Source organism: Clostridium sp. AM33-3 (assembly GCF_003480315.1).
GTDB lineage: Bacteria > Bacillota > Clostridia > Lachnospirales > Lachnospiraceae > Brotaphodocola.
The window spans coordinates 13,746-38,203 of sequence record NZ_QUIV01000016.1; the positions used below are offsets into that span (position 1 = coordinate 13,746).

Sequence of the window (24,458 nt, forward strand, 5' to 3'; positions counted from 1 at the left end):
TGGCCCCCTTTGCGTGAATTTTCGCAGAACTAAACAGGGGGGATATAAAAAGGGTATGGTAATTTTCGCAGAATGTACTTAAAACACGGCAAAAAGGGGTATTTCCTTTTGCCGGAAAATCAGGAAAAAAGCATTATTTAAGGCTGGAAAACAGTGTAAAAACATTGTTTTTCCGGTCTTTTTTTGTGTGCCGGAAGGAGAGTGGAAAGGATGACGGACGCACAGGCAAAGCAGATCAATGAGATGCGGATGAAGGGGATGGGCTATAAAGCCATCGGAATGGCAATCGGACTGTCCCGTGACATCGTAAGGAATTACTGCAAGAGACATAACCTTGCCGGATACGCCACGGTGGTTTCAAAAAATATGAAACTCATGGTGGACGGTAAAGAGGTGTGCCACTTCTGCGGTAATCCGATCACGCAGCCGAAGACTGGCAGACCGAGAAGGTTCTGCTGTGAAAAATGCAGAAGGGAATGGTGGAAGGCACACCCGGAAGCAGTGAAGAAAAGCGAGAAGGCTTCCTACACGCTTGTATGTGAGCAGTGCGGGAAGCCTTTCATTTCCTATGGAAACAAGAACAGAAAATACTGCGGCCGTGAATGTTATTTCCGGCACAGATTTTTGGCAGAGGAGGATATGGAAGATGCAGTTTCAGAGTTATAAAATAGCAGACCTTATCCCGGCTTCCTATAATCCGAGGAAGAAGTTAAAACCGGGTGATAAGGAATATGAAAAAATCAAGAACTCCATTAAGGAGTTCGGGTATGTCGAGCCGATCATTATCAACTCAGACATGACCATTATCGGAGGACACCAGAGAGCCACGGTCCTTGCAGACCTCGGATACACGGAAGTGGAATGTATCGTGGTCGATATCGACAAGACCAAGGAGAAGGCACTCAATGTAGCGCTCAATAAAATTACGGGCGAATGGAACAAGGAACTCCTGGCTGACCTTATCAAAGACCTTGAGGATTCGGATTTCGATGTCGGCATCACGGGTTTTGAACCGCCGGAGATCGAACAGCTTTTTAATTCCGTGCATGATAAGAAGATCACGGAGGATGATTTCGATGTGGAAGCGGAGCTTGCAAAGCCGACCGTGGCAAAGACAGGAGATGTATGGCTGCTTGGAAAGCACCGTGTCATCTGCGGTGATTCCATTCTGCCAGAAACTTACGATAAGCTGATGGATGGACAGAAGGCAAATCTTGTCCTGACGGATCCGCCATACAATGTAAATGTTGAGGAGACGGCCGGCAAGATCAAAAACGACAACATGCCAGATGAGGATTTCTATAAGTTCCTGTTTGCTGCATTTGTAAATATGGAGCAGTCAATGGAACAGGATGCTTCCATTTATGTATTCCATGCGGATACAGAGGGGCTGAATTTCAGAAAGGCATTCAAGGATGCCGGATTTTACCTTTCCGGGTGCTGCATCTGGAAGAAGAACGCACTGGTCCTTGGAAGAAGCCCGTACCAGTGGCAGCACGAGCCGTGTTTGTTCGGATGGAAGAAAGGCGGGAAGCACCAGTGGTATTCCGACAGGAAGCAGACCACCATCTGGGAATATGACCGTCCGAAGGCAAGCAAGGACCATCCGACCATGAAGCCTGTGGCGCTTATGGCATATCCGATCCAGAATTCCTGCATGAGCAACTGCATCGTGCTTGATCCGTTCCTTGCTTCCGGCTCTACGCTGATCGCCTGTGAGCAGACACACCGTATCTGCTACGGCATCGAACTGGATGAGAAGTTTGTGGATGTGATCGTAAACCGCTACATTGAACAGTGCGGTTCGGATGCGGATGTATTTGTCATCCGTGACGATATGAAAATTTCATATCAGCAATTATGCAGGGGAGGGCAGTATAATGAAACAGATGACCTTCCTTGATCTATGTTCCGGCATCGGCGGCTTCAGGCTCGGTCTTGAAACTGCCGGCCATAAATGCATCGGGTACTGTGAATATGATAAATTTGCAAGAGCCTCGTATGAGGCAATGTATGATACGGAAGGAGAGTGGAAAGCTCATGATGTCACAAAACTCAAACCCGGAGATGTCCCCTATGCAGACATCTGGTGCTTCGGATTCCCATGCCAGGACATCTCCGTTGCCGGAAAACAGCGGGGACTGGTCGGAAAAAGAAGTGGAATATATTACAACATTATTGACCTCCTCAAAGGCAAAGAGGAAAGTGCTAAACCCTCATACCTACTTGTTGAGAACGTTAAGAACCTGTTATCGATCAATGCAGGATTCGATTTTGCCTCAGTTCTGTTTGAAATGGACGAAGCAGGGTATGACTGTCGGTGGCAGGTGCTTAACTCAAAAAACTTCGGAGTCCCGCAGAACCGTGAGCGTGTGTTCATTATCGCAAATCTTAGAAGCAGAGGTAGACGAGAAATATTACCTCTCACCGGAGAAAACGCAGCAGCTCTTAACCAACTTATAGGAGGCATGCAGGGCTACCGTGTTTATGGGACGGACGGCATTTCGGCAACCCTTGTGGGGAATGCGGGCGGTGTCGGGGCCAAGACAGGGCTTTACTTCATCGACCAGAGCAACCATGATCCGAAGATCACGGATACGGCAAGATGCCTGACAGCGAGGTACACAGCCGGGATGACCAACCATACCGCCATGAACTCAGCCGTGCTGGAAGTCCACCCGGTGCTTACACCGGAGCGGATGGAGAAACGGCAGAACGGAAGAAGGATGAAAGAGGACGGAGAGCCGATGTTCACCCTGACCTCACAGGACAGGCACGGTGTGTATGTCTGTGAAAAGGTGGATTCCGTCAAAGTGAAAAATGCCACGAAGGCAGGATATGAAGTGGCACGGGAAGGGGACGGTATCAACCTTGCCTACCCGGACAGTGAGACAAGAAGGGGACGGGTCGGAAAAGGATGCTCCCAGACACTGGACTGTTCCGGGCAGATGGGAACGCTCATGAGGGGCGGCCGCATCAGACGGCTGACTCCGAGGGAGTGCTTCCGCTTACAGGGATTTTCTGATGAGCTTTTTGACCGTGCCTCTGCCGTCAACTCCGATGCACAGCTTTATAAACAGGCCGGAAATGCAGTCACCGCAACGGTCGCTTATGCGGTTGCGATGTCACTTCCGGAGTCCAGAAGCTGACATTACATTTTCTTTTGGAAAGTACCATTATCTGCTTGACTATACGGGCATTCAGAGTGATATATGGTACTACCAAAAGGAAAGGAGAGCAGCGGAATGGAAATTATTACAAACGCTGAGAACAGGAAAGAATTAGTAAAAGCCTTATCCGGACATTTCGGACAGAGGTCAGAATACCTTGGACCGCCATCCTTTGCATACCGCATCGGAAGCATCACGGTGGACAGGGACGCAAAGGTCATACTTGAAGATGACAGCATGGAAGACGAGGTGAGAAGGGTGCTTTTCCAGAATGACGTGGCAGAAGAGACACAGGAAACACAGACGGAAGAACCGGAAGCGGAAATCAAAATACCAATCGGCAGCATGACACCGCAGGGCATCATCAACCTGATAAACATGATGCATTCCAAACAGTACCTTATCAACAGGGCAGTCGGAAGGGAGTGCATTTCCATAGCAGACAGCCTTATAAATGCCCTTGCCGAAAGTAACTTTGAAGATACGGAGTCGGCAGCAGGGTTCATTACGGAGCAGGGCGGATGCAGCGGTGTTACCTTTGCAGACGGGAATATTGAGTTCACGGGATTTCCACATACCGATGGCATGATGGAATACTGCAGACTTGCATCGGCAATGGTAAAGAAAGCATCGGAACAGAAACGTGTGAATCCGAAACAGACCATTGAAGAGAATGAAAAATATTACATGAGGGCATGGTTGGTATCCATCGGATTTGGAGGGAGCGAAGGAAAGGAAACAAGGTCCTTCTTCCTTAAGGGGCTGAAAGGTCATACGGCATTCCGGACTCCGGAAGATGCGGAAAAATGGAAAGCCAACCGCAGGGCAGAAAGGGGGTCAACGGTATGTTCGGAGTAAGCAGACAGACACTTGAGAGACTGAGAAAGGAATATCCTTCGGGAACCAGGGTGGAGCTTATCCGTCTTGATGATCCCTACCGAAAGATCACGTCAGGAACCATCGGAACGGTAGAGTTTGTGGATGATGCAGGACAGCTCCACACAGTATGGGAAGGACACGGCTCTCTTGCGATGATCTACGGAGTGGATGAATGGCGTAAAATATAGTCATAATATACACAGTTTTTCCGGCTGATGTTTGTGCAGTTTATGGCGCATATATAACTGGATATATGTGTGTTTTAGAGCGAATATGTACCTACCGAAAGGGAAAACAAAGAAAAAGCGGAGGTACAAGACCATGAAGAAGATTGAGATTTTTGAAAAAGCCATGAACGAGGGAGGAAGCCTTAAGGATTACGGGATCAACAGCACATTGTTTGCAGCATACAGAGACTGCCAGGAAACAGGAAACGATAACATTGATTTCAACGGAGTCATCTGGGATTACGACATTCCGGAAATTGTAAAGGCTTTAAAGGAAAACGGCATCAGCGAATTTACGATAAGCAGTACATTTTCAAGCCTGATCGAAACCCTCGCAGCATTTGAAAAGGAGGGCATCAGGATGGCAGGGCTTACCGAGGTGAATGCAACATACTCGGATTGGAAAACAGGAAAGAAGGCAAGAATTCCGGCAATCAGAATGACACTTTAAGAATAAACACACAAATCGGAAGGCCTCTTCGGAGGTCTTTTTATTATGCCATTTGCGGGGAGGTGAGGACAGTGGCGCAGAGAGGAAGAAAACCAAAGCCTACGGCAGTAAAGGTGCTTGAGGGCAATCCGGGCAAGAGAAGCCTTAATACGGGCGAACCAAAGCCTGAGAAAAAGGCCCCGCGCTGTCCGGCATGGCTTGAGGATGAAGCAAAGAAGGAATGGAAGCGGATGGCAAAACAGTTGGAGCATCTGGGAATCCTTACTGAGATCGATATGGCAGCATTCGCAGGATACTGTCAGGCATATGCGAGATGGAAAGAGGCAGAGGAGTTCATTACACAGCACGGGACCATCGTAAAGACCCCGAGCGGATACTGGCAGCAGGTACCGCAAGTGTCCATTGCCCAGACCTATCTGAAGATCATGAATAAGTTCTGTGAGCAGTTCGGTCTGACCCCGTCTGCAAGAAGCCGTATCTCCACGGACAGCGGTGAGGATAAGCAGAACGATGAAATGGAGCTTCTGCTTGTGAAAGGCGGTGCAGGATAATGTTTGACAAGGCAAAAGCAGACCATGCGGTCAATTTCATAAACTGCCTGAAACACACCAAAGGAAGGTGGCGGGGAGTTCCGTTTGAACTTCTCCCGTGGCAGGACGAGATCATCCGTACCCTTTATGGGACGGTAAAGGAAAACGGATACAGGCAGTACAATACCTGTTACTGTGAGATACCAAAGAAAAACGGAAAATCGGAGCTGGCGGCTGCCATTGCACTGTATATGACATGCGGTGATGGTGAATGGGGAGCAGAGGTTTACGGCTGTGCTTCTGACAGGCAGCAGGCTTCCATCGTATTTGATGTTGCGGTGGATATGGTGGACCAGTGTCCGGCACTGAAGAAAAGGATCAAGCCTGTCATGTCCGTAAAAAGGCTTGTATATAAACCAACCAACAGCTTCTACCAGGTGCTGTCGGCAGAGGCATACACAAAGCATGGACTGAACGTCCATGCGGTCATCTTTGATGAGCTGCACGCACAGCCGAACAGGGAATTGTTCGACGTCATGACCAAGGGTTCCGGTGATGCCAGGACACAGCCGTTGTTCTTCCTGATCACGACAGCCGGGACAGACCGGAATTCCGTGTGTTTTGAACAGCACCAGAAGGCTCTGGATATCATAGAGGGAAGAAAGATAGATCCGACATTTTATCCTGTGATTTACGGGGCATCCGATGAGGATGACTGGTCTAGTGAGGATGTGTGGTATAAGGCAAATCCGTCACTCGGATACACGATTGACATTGAAAAAGTGCAGAATGCATATATCAGTGCAAAAGAGAATGCAGCAGAGGAGAACGTATTCCGGCAGCTCCGTTTGAATCAGTGGGTGAAACAGAGCACCAGGTGGATGCAGATGGATAAGTGGGATGCCTGTTCTTTTGCCGTGAATGAGGAGGAGCTTCTCGGAAGGGAATGCTATGGCGGACTCGACCTTTCAAGTTCCACGGATATCACGGCATTCGTGCTTGTGTTCCCGCCAAGGAATGATACGGAGAAATATGTGATCCTTCCGTACTTTTGGATACCGGAGGATAACATGAGACTGCGTGTCCGAAGGGATCATGTTCCTTATGATGTCTGGGCAGCCGAAGGGTGCTTAAAGACCACGGAAGGAAATGTCATCCATTATGGATTTATCGAGCAGTTCATTGATGAACTTGGCACGAAGTTTCATATTAAGGAAATCGCATTTGACCGATGGGGAGCAGTCCAGATGGTGCAGAACCTTGAAGGCATGGGATTCACTGTTGTCCCGTTCGGACAGGGGTATAAGGATATGAGTCCACCGACAAAGGAACTGATGAAGCTGACATTGGAAGAGCGGATCGCACATGGCGGACATAAGGTGCTGCGTTGGATGATGGATAACGTGTTTGTCCGTCAGGATCCGGCAGGAAATATCAAAATGGATAAGGAAAAATCCACAGAGAAGATTGACGGGGCCGTAGCAACCGTTATGGCGCTTGACCGTGCAATTAGGAATGAAGGCAGTGACGGAAGCGTATACGATGACCGTGGTATTCTTGTTCTTTAAAATAGATAATAAATGATAATTAAAGATAATTATAGAAAATAAATTATCTATTGACATTATCTAAATAACATGATATAACTAATTCATAGATAAATAGAAAACGAGAGATAAATAAGAAGGAGGACAAATCTATGAATTATGACAGAATCATATTAGAACTGCTCGACAGGGTATCCGCACTGGAGGATGAAGTGAAAAAACTGAAAGAAGAAAGGACTTCTGCAGCACAGGAAATCACACCGGAAGAAAATGAACCTGTTGTCAGCAGCAGTGGAAGGGATACGACCAAGTATATGCTGGACGGAAAAAGGTATGCAAAAAACAGACTTGTGCTTGCCGTGGTCCAGAAGTATATGGAAATGCATCCTGATATTTCAGCATCTGAGCTGATCGGTGCATTTGATAAAAGCCTTCAGGGCTCACTTGGGGTAGTAAGGACGCTGAGTGATGTAGAGAAAAACTGTTCGGATTATAAAACCAGATTTTTTGCGAATCCTGAAGAACAGATCCAGACGAGGACCCAGCCATGTGTGGTATGTACACAGTGGGGAATCGCAAATATTGGAAATATCCTGACAATCGCAGAACAGTACGGCATTGAGATCACGCCAGTCAGATAATATATTAAAGTAGAAAAATAAGGCACTTCCTCAGGAGGTGTCTTTTTTCATGCACATTTTTAGGAGGTGCTATATGGGAATTAAGAGTTTATTCGGATTCGGACAGGCAAGGGATAAGCCTGTGGATAAGGCAGCAGATGCAGGATATTCGTTTTTGTTTGGAAGGACAACAAGTGGAAAACCTGTCAATGAAAGAACTGCAATGCAGACCACGGCAGTGTATGCCTGTGTGAGGATACTGGCAGAAGCAGTCGCATCCTTACCACTTCATGTATATGAGTATCAGGATGACGGAGGCAAGAAGCTGGTGTATGACCATCCGTTATATTATCTGCTCCATGATGAGCCGAACCCGGAGATGACTTCATTTGTGTTCAGGGAAACACTAATGAGTCATCTTTTAATATGGGGAAATGCTTATGCCCAGATCATAAGGGACGGGGCAGGAAGGGTGCTTGGACTGTATCCGCTCCTTCCGGACAAGATGGAGGTGCAGAGGGATGACAAAGGAAACATCTATTATGTGTATTCCAGAAACAGTGATGAGAACCCCATGTTCAAGGAATATGGAAATATCAAACTGAAAGCCGAAGATGTGCTTCATATCCCCGGACTTGGGTTTGACGGACTGATCGGATATTCTCCGATTGCGATGGCAAAGAACGCTGTCGGCATGACGCTTGCCTGTGAGGAATACGGGGCTAGTTTCTTTGCAAACGGGGCAAATCCGGGCGGTGTCCTGGAGCATCCGGGTGTCCTGAAAGACCCGTCAAAGGTGAGGGAGTCCTGGAACTCCGTGTACAGGGGCGTGAGTAACGCACACAAGATCGCAGTGCTTGAGGAAGGAATGAAGTACCAGCAGATAGGCATCCCGCCGGAAGAAGCACAGTTCCTTGAAACAAGGAAATTCCAGATCAATGAGATTGCAAGACTGTACAGGATACCGCCACATATGGTCGGTGACCTTGATAAGTCGAGCTTTTCCAATATCGAACAGCAGTCCTTGGAGTTCGTTAAATACACACTTGATCCGTGGGTGATCAGATGGGAGCAGTCCTTACAGAGATCGCTCCTTCTGCCTGGTGAAAAAGGAAAGTATTTTATCAAGCTGAATGTGGACGGTCTGCTCCGTGGGGATTACCAGTCGAGGATGAACGGCTATGCAGTCGGAAGACAGAACGGATGGTTTTCTGCCAATGACATCCGTGAGATGGAAAACATGAACCCAATCCCGGATGAGGAAGGGGGAAACCTGTATCTGATAAACGGTGCAATGACCAAACTTGCGGATGCTGGAGCCTTTGCAAAGACGGATACGGGGCAGCAGAACGCTCCGGCACAGGAAAACAGCGGAAAGAGAGGTAAACGATGAAGCGGAAGTTTTGGAACTGGATAAAGAATGAAGATGAGAGCGTGCCTGACATGGAAAGGACGCTCTTTTTAAATGGCATGATCTCGGATGAAACATGGTATGGGGATGAAGTGACACCGCAGCTTTTCAAGGATGAACTGAATGTCGGAAACGGAAATATCACGGTGTGGATCAATTCTCCGGGCGGTGATGTGTTCGCGGCAGCACAGATCTACAACATGCTCCGTGATTATAAGGGAAGCGTGACAGTCAAGATAGACGGCATTGCAGCTTCGGCAGCATCCGTGATCGCAATGGCAGGAGACACGGTCTGTGTATCCCCTGTTGCAATGATGATGATCCACAATCCTGCGACCATGGCAATGGGCGAGACAAGGGATATGCAAAAAGCAATCGCTATGTTGAATGAGGTCAAGGAATCAATCTTAAATGCCTATGAATTCAAGACGGGGCTTACCCGTGCAAGGCTCTCCCATATGATGGATGATGAGACCTGGTTCAATGCAAAGAAGGCAGTGGAGCTTGGATTTGCGGATAAGATACTCTTTTCTTCCGGTGAGACGGATGAAGAGAAGAAAAAGCCTGAAAAGCCGGAAAAAGAACCGGAGGAAGGCGGTGATGGAGAGGAAGGAAAAGAAAAGGAAGACAAGGATAAGGACAAGAAAAAGAAGTTCCCGTTCCAGCAGGATTCCATGATGTATTCCACAAAGGCGATGAATGAATCGTTCCTTTCCAGGGTATCCCGTGTGGATGCCATGATACCAGTCAGCCAGTTAGAAAAAAGACTGAGTCTTTTAACACATTAAGGAGGATTTCAAGATGAGTAAGATTTTAGAATTAAGAGAAAAAAGAGCAAAGGCATGGGAAGCAGCAAAGGCATTCCTCGATGCCAAGAGAACACAGGAAGGATTTGTGTCCGCTGAGGACGCAGCAACCTACGATAAGATGGAAAACGATGTCGTAAATCTCGGAAAGGAGATCGAGAGACTGGAAAGACAGGCTGCCATCGATGCAGAACTTTCAAAGGCAACAAGCACACCGATCACCAACAAGCCGGATGCAAAGACTGGCGGTGACACAAAGACCGGAAGGGCAACCGATGAGTACAGAAAAGCGTTTTGGAACGGCATGAGAAACAAGGTGCTGTCCTATGAAGTACAGAATGCCCTTACCATCGGCACGGATTCCGAGGGCGGTTATCTTGTACCGGATGAGTACGAGAAGAAACTGGTGGAAGCACTGGAAGAGGAGGTATTCTTCCGTAACCTTGCAACCGTCATCAAGACATCGAGCGGTGACCGTAAGATCCCAATCGTTACATCCAAGGGTGAGGCTGCATGGATCGATGAGGGCGGTCAGTTCCCGGAATCTGATGACAGCTTCGGGCAGACAACTATCAGTGCCTTTAAGCTGGCAACCATGATCAAGGTGTCCGATGAACTCTTAAATGACAGTGTGTTCAATATCGAGCAGTACATCTCAAGGGAGTTTGGAAGAAGGATCGGTACAAAGGAAGAAGAGGCATTCTTTATCGGTGACGGCAAGGGTAAGCCTACCGGAATCTTCAATGCCACAGGCGGTGCTGAGACAGGCGTGACATCTACCGGAACATCCATTACGTTTGATGATGTCATGGATCTTTACTATTCCCTCCGTGCCCCCTACCGTAACAAGGCAGTATGGCTTTTGAATGATTCGACCGTAAAGGCAATCAGAAAGCTGAAGGACGGAAACGGAAATTATATCTGGCAGCCGTCCGTAAGGGAAGGAGAGCCTGATAAAATCTTAAACCGTCCTTACCGCACATCCATCTATGTACCGGAACTTGCAGCCGGAAACCGTGTCATGGCATTCGGTGATTACAGTTACTACTGGATCGCAGACCGCCAGGGCAGAAGTTTCAAGAGACTGAATGAGCTTTATGCTACAACCGGACAGGTCGGATTCCTTGCTTCCGAGCGTGTGGACGGCAAGCTGATCCTTTCCGAGGCAGTCAAGACACTTGATATCAAGGCTGCCGGAAAGTAGGGTGGCAGGATGTTCGTAACGCTTGAGGAAGCCAAAGGGTATCTCAGGGTCGATTCGTCAGACGAGGATGAACTCATCCTCCGTCTGATGGATACATCCGACTGCCTGATCTTAGACGTGACAAGACAAACCCCGGAAGAACTCAAAGAGTATGAATCTGTTGTCCGTACTGCAGAACTGTATGTTGTTGCCTACCTATATGAGCATCGGGAAGAAGCAGACCATAAGACAATGACGGAAACACTGAAGTATCTGTTTTTTGGAATCAGGAAGGAGATATTCTGATGATAGAACTCATGCGTGAACGGATCATGATACAGAAAAGCAGCACGAAGACGGATAAAACAGGAAACCATACCCTTGTATGGAGTGACCATTATAAATGTTATTCCTATGTGAATAATCTTTCCGGTAAGGAGTACTGGGAAGCAAAACAGGTCAATGCGGAAACAGAACTGGATTTTATTATCAGATACTGCAGTGAGGTGTCAGGACTTGATACGGAGCATTACCGCATAGTTTTCCGTGGAAGACTTTATAATATTACATTTGTTGACAACGTGCAGTATAAGAATAAGACATTGAAGATCAGGGCTGCCCTGGCAAAGAGGTGAGGAGATGGCAGAGAGAAGTACGACCGTTGACGGTCTGGCGGATGCGATCATGGATGGGCTGAAGGAATATGCAGACCTTGCCACGGATACCGTCAAGGAGGCGGTAAAGGATGTATCCAAGAACGTGAAAAAGGATATACAGGCAAATGCCCCAAAACGGACAGGAAGGTATAAGAAGAGTTGGGCGGTCAAAAAAACAGCAGAGAGCAGTAATTTCCTTACCATGACGGTCCATTCTAAGGACAGATACCAGATCGCCCATCTCCTGGAACATGGTCATGCAAAACGCGGCGGGGGCAGGGTAGCCGGAAGGGAGCATATTGCCCCGGCTGAAGAAAAGGGAAACAGGGAGCTAGTGCAGAAGATAGAGAGGGGGTTACGTTCGTGACGCATGAAGAAGTCATGGCAGTGATGGAAGAAATCGGACTTCCATATGCCTATCATCACTTTGCGGAAGGGGAATCCCCTGATCCGCCCTTTGCGGTATTCCTATATCCGGGAAGCAACAATTTCTCTGCAGACGGGAAAGTCTATTTTAAGGCAGACCGTCTGAACATAGAAATCTACACGGATATAAAAAATATAGAACTGGAACAGCAGACAGAAGCCGTGCTTGACGGGCATGGTATTTTTTATGAAAAAAGCGAAGTATGGATCGAATCTGAAAATCTGTATGAGGTGCTTTATCAGATGGAGGTATAGAAGATGGCGAATAAAAAGAATAAAGTCAAATTTAATATCTGCAACGTGCATTACGCACCGATTACGGTTGCAGAGGAAGGTACGGTCAGCTTTGGAACACCCGTACCGATGCCTGGTGCGGTATCCATCAGCATGGATCCGACAGGAGAGCCGGAGTCATTCTATGCAGATGGTATTGAATATTACGTGATCAATAACAACCAGGGATACGATGGTGACCTTGAACTTGCCATGATCCCTGAATCATTCCGCACGGATATCTTAAAAGAGGAGCAGGATGCCAATAAGGTGCTTGTGGAGAATGCAAATTCCGAGACAGGCAGTTTTGCACTCCTGTTTGAGTTTGACGGGGATATCCGCAAGATCCGCCATGTGCTTTATAACTGTTCCGCATCCCGTCCGACCATTGAGTCAAAGACGAATGAGGAAGATAAGGAAGTGCAGACGGAAACACTGACCATCAAGGCAAGACCTATGGCAGACGGATATGTCAAGGCAAAAACGGGAGATTCTACAACTGAGACTGTTTACAATAACTGGTATAAGAGCGTATATCTTCCGGCAGCTTCCCCGGCAGAGCAGCAGTCAGCAAAATCAACCAAGAGTGTATCATAAGGAGGACTAAGACATGGGTATCAGAAAGGATATAGAAATTGACGGACAGATGGTTGCATTCAAGGCGAGTGCAGCCATTCCAAGAATCTACAGATTAAAATTCCAGAGGGATATTTATAAAGACCTGGCATTACTTGAAAAGAGCATCGGTGACGGAAAAGAGGAATCATCAAACCTTGATATGTTTTCCCTTGAGATGTTTGAGAACATTGCTTTTATTATGGCAAAGCATGCAGATCCATCTATCCCGGATACACCGGAGGAATGGCTTGATAATTTCAATACATTTTCAATTTATCAGGTTCTGCCACAGCTGATCGAACTGTGGGGACTGAATGTAAAAACAGATGTAGAAGCTAAAAAAAACTTCGTCCAACAGAGCGTGAAATGACAACACCGCTGTTTCTGCTTCGATGTGTACAGTTAGGTTTGTCAATGGCAGACCTTGAATTGCTGTCGATAGGGCTTATCAATGATATGTACAGTGAGAGCCGGAACGATGACTATAAGTATGCCGAGCTTGCAACACAGGAGGACTTCGACCGTTTCTGATTGAGAATACAGTCGTTTTCTGTTATACTTATCAGCAGAAAACGACTGAGGGATTCTCAGTTACAAAATTAAGTTAATCGTGCCATATGGCTTGATTATAAATACAAAGATAAAAACGCAATGTACATTAAAAATGTATTAGAGCTGGTAGGTAGCCCAGCCGTCCTATGTAAATAGGGTAAGTAACCTGCCCCTCCGGGTTGTCCATTCTTTGTTCAATCAATTTTAGGAGGGATTCTTATGGACAAAGCAAGTGGAAAACTGACGGTGTTTTTTGAAGAACCATTTTGGGTAGGCGTATTTGAGCGTATTGAAGATGGCAGACTATCTGTAGCGAAGGTAACATTTGGTGCAGAACCAAAAGATTATGAAGTTCAGGAATATATTAAAAAATACTATTTCAGTTTGAAATTCAGTCCGGCTGTTGAAACTGTTGTAAAGGATATGAAAAGAAATCCGAAACGAATGCAGCGAGAAGCAAAAAGGCAGACAATAGAAACAGGCATCGGAACAAAATCGCAGCAGGCATTGAAATTACAGCAAGAACAGAACAAACAGGAGCGTAAAGAGAGAAACCGCAAGAAAAAAGAGGCGGAAGAACAGCGAATGCTTGAGTTGAAGCAGCAAAAGAAAAGAGAAAAGCATAAGGGGCATTAAAGTCCCTTGGGCTTTTGCTCAAATTATAGTTTGAGGGGGGGAGAATAAGATTGAAAGATGAGCAGTTAAAATATATTCTTCAACAGATAAATCTGGATGAGTGCGAGGAACTCATAGAAAATTATATTTATTATAGCAGAAGACCCGTGAGACAACGGTGCAGTCATGGTGATGGTACATACGGATATGTCACTGATGAATATGAGTTTCTTATCATTGCAGAAAACGGAGAAAAACAGGCTATCATATTGAGGTGCGGAAGGATTGATCTTCATTGGTATGTTTTAAGAAAATGGAGAAAGCATGGTGTTTTAAGCAATGCGCTCCGCACAGGCATTCTGAAAGAGGTATGGCCTGAAAATAAGAAAATCACGTGCTGCTATGGTTATGGTGATAACTGTGAAGAGAAATTTGAAATGACACAGCACTTGGCTGATATAGCGGGACTGATTTTAGAAGAAGATTAATATTACATAGAACATCTGTCAGAAATGGCAGGTGTTTTTCTTTTGTTACGGAGCAGAGATGCTCCTTTTTTTGTACCCATTTTTAGGAGGAGGTGAGAGGCATGGCAAGCCGTATTCAGGGTATTACCGTTGAAATCGGTGGTGATACAACCAAACTGCAGAACGCCCTGAAGGGTGTGAACGGACAGATCAAGTCCACCCAGTCGCAGCTTAAGGATGTGAACAAGCTGTTGAAACTTGATCCGGGCAATACGGAGCTTCTGGCACAGAAGCATAAGCTGCTTGCAGAAGCGGTCAGCGAAACAAAAGAGAAACTGGCTACCTTAAAGACCGCAGCAGAACAGGCAAATACGGCACTTGCCAATGGCGAGATCTCAAAGGAGCAGTACGATGCCCTTCAGAGGGAGATTGTAGAAACTGAGCAGGACTTAAAGAATCTGGAAACACAGGCGAACCAGTCCGCAACGGCAGTGCAGAAGATCGCAGCAACAGGTGAGAAGTTAAAGACGGTCGGGGATAACATTTCTTCTGCCGGACAGAAACTACTTCCGGTAACAGCCGGGGTGACTGCACTTGGTACGGCATCCGTAACAACGGCAGCAAACTTTGAATCTTCCATGTCACAGGTACAGGCTACTATGGGAATCACAAAAGATTCCATGTCTAAGGTAAACGGACAATCCGTAAATACAATGGATACCCTTTCCAAGCTGGCAAAGAAGATGGGGGCAGAAACAGCCTTCTCTGCATCCGAGTGTGCCGAGGCATTAAATTATCTGGCTCTTGCCGGATATGACACGGAGCAGATGTGTAATACACTGCCGACTGTACTTAACCTGGCAGCTGCCGGGGATATTGCCCTTGCGGATGCTTCAGACATGGTAACGGATGCAATGTCCGCACTTGGTATGGGTGTGGACGAGGCAGAAACGATGGTTGACCAGATGGCAAAGACCGCATCTACCACGAATACATCGGTTGCACAGCTGGGCGAGGGAATCCTTACCATTGGTGCGACAGCCAAATCCATCAAGGGCGGTACGGCAGAACTCAATACCGCACTTGGTATCCTTGCCAATAATGGTATCAAGGGGGCAGAAGGTGGTACGCATCTGCGTAACATTATTCTGTCACTACAGAATCCTACGGATAAGGCAGCTGCCCAGATGGAAGCACTGGGCATTTCCGTATATGATTCCGAAGGAAACATGCGGTCAATGAATGATATCCTTGGTGACTTGAATAAGAGCATGGACGGAATGACATCAGCAGAGAAGTCCAACATCATAGGCACGATCTTTAACAAGACGGACCTGTCTTCCGTAAATGCACTGCTTGCTAATACAGGAAGCACATGGGATGACCTCCAGCAGAAGATCACTGCCAGTGGTGGTGCTGCACAGCAGATGGCAGATACACAGCTTGATAACTTACAGGGACAGATTACTATTTTAAAATCTGCACTGGAAGGCCTAGCGATATCTTTTGGTGAACTTCTGATGCCGGCCATCAAACAGATTGTGGGATGGGTGCAGAAATTTGTGGACTGGTTGAATGGACTGAGCGAGGGCACGAAGAAGACGGTCGTTATGATAGCTCTTCTGGCGGCAGCACTTGGTCCTGTACTTATCGTGATCGGAAAGGTCATATCCGCAGTCGGTACGATCATGACGGTTGTACCGAAGATCGCCGGAGTCATCAATACGGTGAAGGGGGCTTTTGCAGCACTGAATACAACGATGCTCGCAAATCCAATCGTACTTATTATCGCAGCCATTGCAGCTCTTGTGGCTGCTTTTATTTATCTCTGGAATAACTGTGACGGATTCCGTCAGTTCTGGATCGACCTCTGGGAGAATGTAAAACAGGTTGCAATCACGGTATGGAATGCAATCAAGGAATTCTTTTCGCAGGTGTGGGAAGGCATCAAGACTATCTTCTCGACCGTGTTTGAAGTGATAAAGACCCTGGTAACGACTTATTTCAATCTGTATAAGACGATCATTGAAACGGTTTTCAATGTGATAAAGACGGTCATCACGACCATCTGGGAAGCTATCAAGGGTGTATTTACTACAGTTTTCAATGTAATAAAAACACTGGTGACAACGTACTTCAATATCTACAAAACAATCATCCAGACAGTCCTGACCATTATCCAGACTGTGATAACAACAGTATGGAATACGATAAAAACGGTCATTACAACCGTGCTGAATGCGATAAAAACGATCTTTAGCACGGTATGGAATGCCATCAAGACCATCATCAGTGCCGTGGTAAGCGGGATCAAGGGACTGATCACAGGGAATTTTACTGCGGTCAAGAACTCCATTACCACCATTATGAATACGATAAAGAGCACGATCTCCACCATATGGAATACTATCAAATCCACAGTTTCCACGGTACTTGGAGCAATTAAGAATGCTGTGAGTTCTGTATTCAATGGAATCGTAAATGCGGTGAAAGGTGCGATGGGAAATGTCCTGAATGCAGTAAAGACAGGTTTTTCCAATGTGAAGGGCCATATCACGGGACTTGCTTCACAGGCATTTACCTGGGGTAAGGATCTTATCATGGGAATCGTAAACGGAATCAGGAGCTGCATCGGTGCAGTCGGTGATGCCGTAAGTTCCGTGGCAAATAAGATCAGGTCGTTCCTTCATTTCTCCGTACCGGATGAAGGACCACTTACGGATTATGAATCATGGATGCCGGACTTTATGGGAGGAATTGCAAAGGGAATCGAAAAGAGCAAAGGCATGGTGGCAAAGGCAATCGAAGGGGTATCGCAGGATATGATAATCAGTCCGAATGTAAGCGGAATGGAGTCAGCTGCGGGAGTGCAGACTTCCGGACAGCCGGACAGCGGAATTTCCAGTATGCTGTCAGCCATCACGTCTGCAGTTAAAGATATGAAGGGCGATCCCGAGGATATCGTGATCCCTGTATACCTTGGAGGGACAATGCTCGATGAGGTGATCGTAACGGCACAGCAGAGGGCAAATCTTAGAAGCGGGGGAAGATAAACATGGCATTTATACAGTATTTAAAATTTGATGAACAGGACCTTCCTCTGCCGGATTCCTATGACCTTGACATTTCTGACGTAGAGGCGGATTCATCCGGGGAGACGGAAGCAGGAACAACACAGAGGGATGTGGTAAGGACAGGAGTTATTTCCATTGCAGTTTCTTTTTCCGTTTCACGCAGGTGGTTAAAGATACTGACGGCATACAGTAAGAAACCTAAAATTGCCGTGAAGTATTTTGATACGGAAGAACTGGAACTGAAAAACACGGAAATGTATATTACAGGATTTAAGGCAAAGTTGGAAAAGGACACCAGCTACAAAGGATTGTGGACGGTGTCCTTTACATTAAATGAGTATTAGAGGAGTGGTTATATGTACCCGGTTTCAAAAGAATATCAGAAAGCCATTAGTGAGTCATCACGTTCATTCTTTTGGACGGGGGCGATCACGACTAAGGCGGGCAAAAAATATACATTTGGAAATAAAGACATTGTGAAAGGTTCCGGTTATATCAGCAGACAGTGTTCCGGTTCGTCAGAGATCGAACTTGGATCCGTGTATGCAGCAGAACTTGGAATATCCCTCTTTTCAGATATTGACAGATACAGTCTGGAAGATGCGTCTATAACGCTCTCATTCCATCTGAAAGCAGGGGCTGGAACATATGAGGAAGTCCCGATGGGGATCTTCTATATTGCCGAGGCGAACAGGAAGATAAAGACACTGGAGCTAAAGGCATATGATGCAATGCTGAATCTGGATAAGAATTTTGATAAGGGTCTGTCCAGTGCATTCCCTTATGATTTTCTATCCTTACTTTCCAAAGCGTGTCATGTAGAACTGGCACAGACAAAAGAAGAGATAGAAGCGCTTACAAATGGAACAGAACTGCTCGGTATCTACCAGGAGAATGATATCGAGACATGGAGGGATTTCCTATATTATCTGGCACAGGCACTCGGATGCTTTTCCACGATAGACCGTGAAGGAAAGTTAAGGCTCATCCCATATGGAATTACCGATAACAAGACAGTGGACAGCAGACACAGGTTTTCGAGCACATTTTCAGATTTTGTGATAAGGTATACGGCTGTCAGTTCCACAAACAAAAAGACGGATATTGCAGAATATTATTCGGTAAAGCCGGATGACGGACTGACAATGAATCTGGGGGTGAACCCGTTACTGCAGTTTGGTCTGGAAGAGAAGCGCAAGCGGATCATAAATAATATTTTATCAGCGGTCACAGTGGTAAATTATGTGCCGTTTGATTCGGATACCATCGGTGACCCGGCTCTTGACCTTGGTGATGTCATCAAGTTCACGGGCGGTCATGCTGACGAAACAAAAAGGTCTGCCATCACATCCATTGAAACAAAGATAAACGGTAAGCAAAAAATAAAGTGTGTTGGAAAAAATCCGAGACTTGCGGGAGCAAAGAGCAAGAATGATAAGAATATTGCTGGTCTTCAGAGTTCCATGAATGAGAATAAACTCAGCATATACACTTATGTGAATGCCCTGAAGATAAACGCAGGAGCTGAGAAAACTTCCATCATTAATATAGAGTTTGCATCCGGGGATGAGACGAATGCGGAATTTCATGCAGAAGTCATACTGGATGTAAGATCCAATGCAGTAAGCAGAAAGGCGGATGCAGAAACAACAATAGAGATTGGGGAAGAAAGCAAAGTAATTTCGATCCCGGTCAACTGGACGGACGATGGAAAGACCCTTCTGAAAGTCTATTATGTCCTTGACGGGAAAGAAGTGGAACAGTTTCATCCATCAGAGACATGGTTCAGCGGAAAGCATCTGCTGAATCTGTATTATCCGATCATAGAAATGAAGGCAAACGAACTTCACACCTTTGAAGTACTGATAGAACTTACGGACGGAACAGCAACGATCGAACCTCAGAATGCAATGGCAACCATATCCGGTCAGGGGCTTGGTGCGCAGGAAAGATGGGATGGAAGGATCACGGTTGATGAAGAAATCAAGATGGTTGAACTTTCTGGGCTTCCTACAAATAGGATCAATGACAAGGCGGTGGCTGCATTTATCACACCGAAGAAAACGGGTATTACACAGCCTGTTGATTCTATCAGGATGACGGGTCTCATGGTGCCGGAGTTTTATGATAACATTTCCTTCTTTGTACCGATTGTAAGGGATGTGGTCGAAACAGCAGATAAAGATAAGATGGAATACCGGAGAACTTATGTGGAGGACGATAAGCAGTTCCTGCTCCGGAAGGAATACTCCCTGTCCGGCGGTGCTCCTATCGTTATGGACAGGGGAAGGGCAGTCAGCCTTACGGTCAATACAGAATCTTTTCAGGAACTGACGGAGATCAGAATACTGCAGTTTGAAACAGCACCGTTTGTAAATAAGCATAAGGTCAAAGCAGACAGGCTTGGAACAAATCATTACACAAAGCTCGCAGCGGGGCATCTGGTCCTTGTGACGGATTATAAAGAGAAACTGACAGGCATTGTGGAAGAACTGGATAAGGGAACGGTTGCGGTCTTTGACCCAGGCTTTGATAAGTTCGATGAAATAGAGATACTGGAGGTGCATAATGGCTGATTATGTCATGTTGGAAGATATATTTGAAACAACAGAAAATATGACGGTTCTTAGAGATAACCGTTTAAATGATGATGGTACAGATACGGTAACAGGTGTGGACTGGTTCAGGTTCCGGGAAACAACGGCTGCAAGTTTTTATGTCAGCGGTAATTCGTGGATAGGCATCGGCCAGAATTCTGAGCAGCTTAAGATAAGCCGGAGGGATGCCGATCTGTATACGCTGAAAAGGGAAGAGGGCACTCTGTTAGAACACTATAAATTCCTGCGTATCAGATGGGAAGGCTATAGTGCCCACGGAAATAATAACGCATCGACCAGACTTATATGGGATGCACTGTTTTTTGATACCAGGGATATTGTCCTTTATTTTGTTGAAGTCCCGGCTTCTTCCTCAAGCATTGGAGAGTGCGGTCTTTACACAAAATCAAAAAATATACCGTTCCAGATCGCAAAAGGAAAAACGGTAACATTCCTTCATCAGGACGATGTAGGAAATGAGTATGAACTGTCGGATGATCCTCCTGTCTTTTTAGATCCGTATAACCGAAGGTATTTGTTTAAGGACGGAGAGGGGATGCTTTATACCATCACAGATGATGCACTTACACCTCTTGAGGAAACGGAACTGACAGCAGAATTGTTTGAGATGTATGGCGTTCCAGATCTGCCGGATGGAAATGTACTTCTTGGGCTGAAAAATCCGTCCGTACTTTACTGGCATGATTCCCATAACAGATTCCCGGATATGAAGATCAGTTATAAGGGTGTGCCGAAACCACAGGTCATTTATTCCGAAGATATTGATATGTCGGATGCAAGCATTCTCGGAATAGAAAAGGTGACTTGTGATTGTGATGAGAAATGCCTGTTTGCCGTATCATTTGACAGGGGGAAAACGTGGCTTGGCTATGTAAATAATAAATGGGTGAAATTTACGGAGGAATCTTCCGGGATGTCCAGGGCAGCCATTGAAGCGGTCAGTTCTGATGCGTGGGCAGAGAAAGCAACCACGGGAACGATAAAATACCGATTTGTCCTGAGTGGGGCTGACGGTTTTATCACAAATGTGATAACAGACTTTTTGAATACGGAGGAATAGCAATGTTAAAAGGAAAAAGTGTAATAGAACTTACGGACGTTAATACGGGTAAAAAAGAAGTGCACGAGGATACCAACCTTGTCACGGATGCAGTCAATGCCATCCTTAATTCCAATATTTTAGGCATGCTTTATGATAACACATCATTTGACGGGCAGAGCGGTGAAAAATGGATGCTGCCGATCGTGGATAAACTTACGGGCGGTATCCTGCTTTATCAGGAGCCTTTGGAAGAAAGGGTCGATAATCTGTATGCCCCGTTTTCAAATCCCCTTATCGGCTATGCATCCAGTGATGCAAACAATACAACGGATGTCAGAAGGGGCAGCAGGAACTTAACGGAGAGCAAGAGAATCGATGGAGGGTATAAGTTCGTCTGGGATTTTGCTACTTCACAGGCAAACGGAACGATATCAGCAATAGCACTCACGAACAGGATAGCCGGGATAGGACAGGAGAATGGAAATAATTATCTGGTACGGCTTGGGACTTTTTCCTCACAGAACGATTCATATAGTGAAGAAAGCTACAGGCAGAATAAAAGGACTTATATCAGGGAAGGTTACCGCATGGAGATGATAGCGAGAAATAACTCGGAAAAGGCACTGCTGAAGAAAGTGCCGGAGGAGTATCTTCACGCAGGGCTCGTGGAAAATCTGATATCACAGGAAGCCTTTGATGCATCCGAGGTAACGGAGATAGACCTTGGGCATTATCCCTACTGGATACACAGGATAGGTTCTCCCTCAAAGGGGGATTATGATATTCCATATGAGGATAATACAAATATAAGAAACCATTTCTTTCATGGTGCGGATGGATGCTGGTATGGGATTGCAAGAAAGACCAACCAGAAATATTCACGCACATATCGTGATACGGAACAGTTCGATTATGTCAGCTATGAGTTCTATATGGATAAGATCGAAAAGGGCAAGTGTTCGACACAAAAGATAGAAGCGCCGTCCGGTGTGAGTGATTTTTACAGTATCGGCATGAGTGGGAAGTGGATGATGTGTGTATCAAGTGATAACAACAAGCTGTACCGTCTGGATACCACAAATGTTGCCAATATTGAAAGGGTCACGGATTATACCTACAACGGCAGTAATGAATCCAGCTATATTGTGGATGATGATATCGTGATCAACGGATGGTATTTTGAAGACGGGCATCCAGCACAGAAGATAGGCAGCATCGGATACCAGAGTTATTGTGCATGGGGAATACACCAGATGGCAAGATATAAGACCTACATGCTCAGGGAGTGGGTATACAATCACAACAGATACTGCAATTATAAAGAATTATTTTTATACACACCGTATCTTGCAACCATCAATAATCTGGCATCACCCGTTATCAAGACTGCAGATAAGACGATGAAGATCACCTATACTCTGACGGAAACAAAAGAATAGCAATTTCGGAATCAGGCAGCTTCCCATTACGGGCGGCTGCTTTTTTCATACAAAAATTTAGAAGGAGGACAAGACAATGAAGGAATTTTGGAATGCAGTACAGTTCATGTTTGCAGCAGTAGGCGGATGGCTTGGTTATTTTTTAGGGGGCTGTGACGGTCTGCTCTATGCCCTGATCGCATTTGCGGTCATTGACTACATTACGGGTGTCATGTGTGCAGTAAATGACCGGAAGTTGTCAAGTGCAGTCGGTTTTAGGGGAATCTGCCGTAAGGTACTGATCTTTTTACTGGTGGGTATTGCAAACATTCTGGATATCCACGTGGTTGGGACAGGCAGCGTGCTGAGAACCGCAGTGATCTTCTTTTACATTTCAAACGAGGGTATGAGCCTGTTGGAGAATGCATCCCATCTGGGACTTCCGGTGCCGGAGAAGATCAAAGAGGTTTTGGAACAGTTACATGACCGTTCGGAAAGTGAGGGAGAAGATGACTAAGAATGAATTTATTTCCAGTGTTGCAAGGTATGTGCAGAAGTATGCAGCAGCATACGACATTCTGGTACATTCCCCCGTGATCGCACAGGCAGTCCTGGAATCCGGCTGGGGCGGGAGTAAACTCTCGTCCCAGTACCACAATTATTTCGGATTGAAGTGTGGCAGCAGATGGACTGGAAAGTCTGTAAACATGGAAACACAGGAAGAGTATACACCGGGAACGCTTACAACGATCAGTGACAATTTCCGTGTATACGATTCGATGGAAGAGGGGATCAAAGGTTATTTCGAGTTTATCCAGCTGCCCCGTTACCGGAACCTGAAAGGAATCACGGATCCTGAGAAGTACCTTGAGACTATCCGTGCTGACGGCTATGCAACATCGTCTTCCTACGTGGAAAACTGCATGAAACTTATCCGCCAGTACGGTCTGACAAAATATGATGAAGGAGAAAAGAAAACGATGGGAAAGACAGCAGAGAGCGTATTAAACGTGATGAGGGGATGGCTCGGATTTAATGAATCCAACGGAAGATTCAAAGAAATCATTGACCTGTATAACAGTACAAAACCACTGCCGAGAGGGTATGCCGTGAAATACAGTGATGAGTGGTGTGACACCTGTGTATCTGCCGCAGCAGTTAAGGCAGGGTGTGAAGAACTTATCGGCAGGGAGTGCGGTGTGGAAAAGCACATTGAGATCTTTAAGCAGAAAGGAATCTGGATCGAGGACGGCACGATCACACCAAAGCCTGGGTATGTGATCGCATATAACTGGGACAGATCCACACAGCCGAATGACGGATATGCAGACCATATCGGATATGTTGAATCCGTGTCAGGTCGTAATATTACAGTCATTGAAGGAAATAAGGGAGAAGCAGTGGCAAGGCGTGTGATCCCTGTCGGATGGGGATATATCCGGGGATATGCTGCTCCAAAGTACGATGCAGCAACAGTAACACCCGTACCGTCCACAGCTGAGAAGAGTGTGGAAGAGGTGGCAATAGAAGTCCTGGCAGGAAAATGGGGCAATGGAGAAGAACGCAAGAACCGTCTGAAAGCTGCCGGATATGACTATGCTGCCGTACAGGCAAAAGTCAACCAGCTTGCAAAAGGTACATCCAATCAGAAATCAATTGATGCGGTTGCCCATGAAGTCATCCAGGGCAAGTGGGGAAATGGTGCTGATAGAAAGAAGAGGATCACTTCTGCCGGATATGATTATTCCGCAGTACAGAAAAGGGTAAATGAACTCCTGAAATAAGGATATGGCTGATGGTCAGTAATGGCTGTCAGCCATATTTTTTTCTGTTTATGCCAAGGAAAGAAAGGTGAAAGGTATCGCAGATTGTACT

General features: G+C 46.1%; 27 protein-coding genes. All 27 read left to right on the forward strand.

The window, feature by feature from the left end:
• Positions 1–210 precede the first annotated feature (210 nt).
• Complete coding sequence (locus DW819_RS10310; RefSeq protein WP_004843272.1) at positions 211–666, forward strand: hypothetical protein; 456 nt, start codon at positions 211–213, stop codon at positions 664–666.
• A complete protein-coding gene (locus DW819_RS10315) occupies positions 647–1,903 on the forward strand; it encodes a site-specific DNA-methyltransferase (RefSeq protein WP_118733208.1) in 1,257 nt (418 codons plus the stop codon). Before DW819_RS10310 ends, DW819_RS10315 begins: the two co-directional genes overlap by 20 nt.
• Entirely contained in the window at positions 1,890–3,149 is a 1,260-nt protein-coding gene (gene dcm, locus DW819_RS10320; protein ID WP_347560197.1) for a DNA (cytosine-5-)-methyltransferase, read from the forward strand. The genes DW819_RS10315 and dcm overlap by 14 nt, the downstream gene beginning before the upstream one ends.
• 96 nt (positions 3,150–3,245) lie before the next feature.
• Positions 3,246–4,028 (forward strand): hypothetical protein, encoded by a 783-nt coding sequence (locus DW819_RS10325; RefSeq protein ID WP_243025790.1) that lies wholly within the window; start codon positions 3,246–3,248, stop codon positions 4,026–4,028.
• Positions 4,016–4,237, forward strand: coding sequence for a DUF4314 domain-containing protein (locus tag DW819_RS10330; RefSeq protein ID WP_118733211.1), 222 nt, complete (start codon positions 4,016–4,018; stop codon positions 4,235–4,237). The genes DW819_RS10325 and DW819_RS10330 overlap by 13 nt, the downstream gene beginning before the upstream one ends.
• Positions 4,238–4,370: 133 nt before the next feature.
• A complete protein-coding gene (locus DW819_RS10335) occupies positions 4,371–4,727 on the forward strand; it encodes a hypothetical protein (protein ID WP_118733212.1) in 357 nt (118 codons plus the stop codon).
• Positions 4,728–4,798: 71 nt separating this feature from the next.
• Complete coding sequence (locus DW819_RS10340) at positions 4,799–5,278, forward strand: phage terminase small subunit P27 family (protein ID WP_118733213.1); 480 nt, start codon at positions 4,799–4,801, stop codon at positions 5,276–5,278.
• Positions 5,278–6,825, forward strand: a complete 1,548-nt coding sequence (locus tag DW819_RS10345; protein ID WP_118733214.1) for a terminase TerL endonuclease subunit — start codon at positions 5,278–5,280, stop codon at positions 6,823–6,825. Before DW819_RS10340 ends, DW819_RS10345 begins: the two co-directional genes overlap by 1 nt.
• A 131-nt stretch (positions 6,826–6,956) precedes the next feature.
• The gene (locus tag DW819_RS10350; RefSeq protein WP_118137957.1) at positions 6,957–7,445 is read left to right on the forward strand and encodes a hypothetical protein; all 489 of its coding nucleotides are present in this window, start codon (positions 6,957–6,959) and stop codon (positions 7,443–7,445) included.
• Between the two features lie 73 nt (positions 7,446–7,518).
• Complete coding sequence (locus DW819_RS10355) at positions 7,519–8,817, forward strand: phage portal protein (protein ID WP_118733215.1); 1,299 nt, start codon at positions 7,519–7,521, stop codon at positions 8,815–8,817.
• The gene (locus DW819_RS10360; RefSeq protein ID WP_118733216.1) at positions 8,814–9,623 is read left to right on the forward strand and encodes a head maturation protease, ClpP-related; all 810 of its coding nucleotides are present in this window, start codon (positions 8,814–8,816) and stop codon (positions 9,621–9,623) included. The genes DW819_RS10355 and DW819_RS10360 overlap by 4 nt, the downstream gene beginning before the upstream one ends.
• Before the next feature lie 13 nt (positions 9,624–9,636).
• Positions 9,637–10,845, forward strand: coding sequence for a phage major capsid protein (locus DW819_RS10365; RefSeq protein ID WP_008117772.1), 1,209 nt, complete (start codon positions 9,637–9,639; stop codon positions 10,843–10,845).
• Between the two features lie 9 nt (positions 10,846–10,854).
• Complete coding sequence (locus tag DW819_RS10370) at positions 10,855–11,130, forward strand: head-tail connector protein (protein ID WP_118733217.1); 276 nt, start codon at positions 10,855–10,857, stop codon at positions 11,128–11,130.
• Positions 11,130–11,459 carry a phage head closure protein gene (locus DW819_RS10375; protein WP_118733218.1) on the forward strand — a complete coding sequence of 110 codons (330 nt, stop codon included), beginning with the start codon at positions 11,130–11,132 and terminating at the stop codon, positions 11,457–11,459. Before DW819_RS10370 ends, DW819_RS10375 begins: the two co-directional genes overlap by 1 nt.
• A gap of 4 nt (positions 11,460–11,463) precedes the next feature.
• Positions 11,464–11,847, forward strand: a complete 384-nt coding sequence (locus DW819_RS10380) for an HK97 gp10 family phage protein (protein WP_118733219.1) — start codon at positions 11,464–11,466, stop codon at positions 11,845–11,847.
• On the forward strand, positions 11,844–12,161 hold the full coding sequence (locus tag DW819_RS10385) for a hypothetical protein (protein ID WP_118733220.1): 318 nt from the start codon (positions 11,844–11,846) through the stop codon (positions 12,159–12,161). The genes DW819_RS10380 and DW819_RS10385 overlap by 4 nt, the downstream gene beginning before the upstream one ends.
• 3 nt (positions 12,162–12,164) lie before the next feature.
• Positions 12,165–12,776, forward strand: a complete 612-nt coding sequence (locus DW819_RS10390; protein WP_117682654.1) for a major tail protein — start codon at positions 12,165–12,167, stop codon at positions 12,774–12,776.
• 13 nt (positions 12,777–12,789) lie between these two features.
• On the forward strand, positions 12,790–13,167 hold the full coding sequence (locus DW819_RS10395; RefSeq protein WP_118524431.1) for a hypothetical protein: 378 nt from the start codon (positions 12,790–12,792) through the stop codon (positions 13,165–13,167).
• A 401-nt stretch (positions 13,168–13,568) separates the two neighbouring features.
• Entirely contained in the window at positions 13,569–13,985 is a 417-nt protein-coding gene (locus DW819_RS10400) for a YjdF family protein (protein ID WP_118733221.1), read from the forward strand.
• A 50-nt stretch (positions 13,986–14,035) separates the two neighbouring features.
• On the forward strand, positions 14,036–14,452 hold the full coding sequence (locus DW819_RS10405; protein WP_118733222.1) for a hypothetical protein: 417 nt from the start codon (positions 14,036–14,038) through the stop codon (positions 14,450–14,452).
• 101 nt (positions 14,453–14,553) lie between these two features.
• Complete coding sequence (locus DW819_RS10410; RefSeq protein WP_118733223.1) at positions 14,554–17,484, forward strand: phage tail tape measure protein; 2,931 nt, start codon at positions 14,554–14,556, stop codon at positions 17,482–17,484.
• Between the two features lie 2 nt (positions 17,485–17,486).
• Complete coding sequence (locus tag DW819_RS10415) at positions 17,487–17,849, forward strand: hypothetical protein (protein ID WP_118733224.1); 363 nt, start codon at positions 17,487–17,489, stop codon at positions 17,847–17,849.
• A gap of 318 nt (positions 17,850–18,167) precedes the next feature.
• Positions 18,168–20,081, forward strand: a complete 1,914-nt coding sequence (locus tag DW819_RS10420; protein ID WP_243025792.1) for a hypothetical protein — start codon at positions 18,168–18,170, stop codon at positions 20,079–20,081.
• On the forward strand, positions 20,074–21,183 hold the full coding sequence (locus tag DW819_RS10425) for a hypothetical protein (RefSeq protein WP_118733226.1): 1,110 nt from the start codon (positions 20,074–20,076) through the stop codon (positions 21,181–21,183). The genes DW819_RS10420 and DW819_RS10425 overlap by 8 nt, the downstream gene beginning before the upstream one ends.
• Positions 21,184–21,185: 2 nt before the next feature.
• Positions 21,186–22,604 carry a hypothetical protein gene (locus DW819_RS10430; protein WP_243025794.1) on the forward strand — a complete coding sequence of 473 codons (1,419 nt, stop codon included), beginning with the start codon at positions 21,186–21,188 and terminating at the stop codon, positions 22,602–22,604.
• Positions 22,605–22,680: 76 nt separating this feature from the next.
• A complete protein-coding gene (locus tag DW819_RS10435) occupies positions 22,681–23,100 on the forward strand; it encodes a phage holin family protein (protein ID WP_118733227.1) in 420 nt (139 codons plus the stop codon).
• Positions 23,093–24,367, forward strand: a complete 1,275-nt coding sequence (locus DW819_RS10440) for a glucosaminidase domain-containing protein (protein WP_118733228.1) — start codon at positions 23,093–23,095, stop codon at positions 24,365–24,367. The genes DW819_RS10435 and DW819_RS10440 overlap by 8 nt, the downstream gene beginning before the upstream one ends.
• Positions 24,368–24,458: the final 91 nt, after the last annotated feature.

Bases quoted from the DNA above. Each gene is read 5' to 3' on its own strand.
- DW819_RS10310 (WP_004843272.1), top strand. From the start codon at position 211: ATGACGGACGCACAGGCAAAGCAGATCAATGAGATGCGGATGAAGGGG.
- DW819_RS10315 (WP_118733208.1), top strand. From the start codon at position 647: ATGCAGTTTCAGAGTTATAAAATAGCAGACCTTATCCCGGCTTCCTAT.
- DW819_RS10345 (WP_118733214.1), top strand. From the start codon at position 5,278: ATGTTTGACAAGGCAAAAGCAGACCATGCGGTCAATTTCATAAACTGC.
- DW819_RS10435 (WP_118733227.1), top strand. From the start codon at position 22,681: ATGAAGGAATTTTGGAATGCAGTACAGTTCATGTTTGCAGCAGTAGGC.
- DW819_RS10365 (WP_008117772.1), top strand. From the start codon at position 9,637: ATGAGTAAGATTTTAGAATTAAGAGAAAAAAGAGCAAAGGCATGGGAA.
- DW819_RS10400 (WP_118733221.1), top strand. From the start codon at position 13,569: ATGGACAAAGCAAGTGGAAAACTGACGGTGTTTTTTGAAGAACCATTT.
- DW819_RS10355 (WP_118733215.1), top strand. From the start codon at position 7,519: ATGGGAATTAAGAGTTTATTCGGATTCGGACAGGCAAGGGATAAGCCT.
- DW819_RS10335 (WP_118733212.1), top strand. From the start codon at position 4,371: ATGAAGAAGATTGAGATTTTTGAAAAAGCCATGAACGAGGGAGGAAGC.
- DW819_RS10415 (WP_118733224.1), top strand. From the start codon at position 17,487: ATGGCATTTATACAGTATTTAAAATTTGATGAACAGGACCTTCCTCTG.
- DW819_RS10420 (WP_243025792.1), top strand. From the start codon at position 18,168: ATGGGGATCTTCTATATTGCCGAGGCGAACAGGAAGATAAAGACACTG.
- dcm (WP_347560197.1), top strand. From the start codon at position 1,890: ATGACCTTCCTTGATCTATGTTCCGGCATCGGCGGCTTCAGGCTCGGT.
- DW819_RS10375 (WP_118733218.1), top strand. From the start codon at position 11,130: ATGATAGAACTCATGCGTGAACGGATCATGATACAGAAAAGCAGCACG.
- DW819_RS10430 (WP_243025794.1), top strand. From the start codon at position 21,186: ATGTTAAAAGGAAAAAGTGTAATAGAACTTACGGACGTTAATACGGGT.
- DW819_RS10395 (WP_118524431.1), top strand. From the start codon at position 12,790: ATGGGTATCAGAAAGGATATAGAAATTGACGGACAGATGGTTGCATTC.
- DW819_RS10410 (WP_118733223.1), top strand. From the start codon at position 14,554: ATGGCAAGCCGTATTCAGGGTATTACCGTTGAAATCGGTGGTGATACA.
- DW819_RS10390 (WP_117682654.1), top strand. From the start codon at position 12,165: ATGGCGAATAAAAAGAATAAAGTCAAATTTAATATCTGCAACGTGCAT.
- DW819_RS10350 (WP_118137957.1), top strand. From the start codon at position 6,957: ATGAATTATGACAGAATCATATTAGAACTGCTCGACAGGGTATCCGCA.
- DW819_RS10425 (WP_118733226.1), top strand. From the start codon at position 20,074: ATGGCTGATTATGTCATGTTGGAAGATATATTTGAAACAACAGAAAAT.
- DW819_RS10380 (WP_118733219.1), top strand. From the start codon at position 11,464: ATGGCAGAGAGAAGTACGACCGTTGACGGTCTGGCGGATGCGATCATG.
- DW819_RS10370 (WP_118733217.1), top strand. From the start codon at position 10,855: ATGTTCGTAACGCTTGAGGAAGCCAAAGGGTATCTCAGGGTCGATTCG.
- DW819_RS10325 (WP_243025790.1), top strand. From the start codon at position 3,246: ATGGAAATTATTACAAACGCTGAGAACAGGAAAGAATTAGTAAAAGCC.
- DW819_RS10330 (WP_118733211.1), top strand. From the start codon at position 4,016: ATGTTCGGAGTAAGCAGACAGACACTTGAGAGACTGAGAAAGGAATAT.
- DW819_RS10360 (WP_118733216.1), top strand. From the start codon at position 8,814: ATGAAGCGGAAGTTTTGGAACTGGATAAAGAATGAAGATGAGAGCGTG.
- DW819_RS10440 (WP_118733228.1), top strand. From the start codon at position 23,093: ATGACTAAGAATGAATTTATTTCCAGTGTTGCAAGGTATGTGCAGAAG.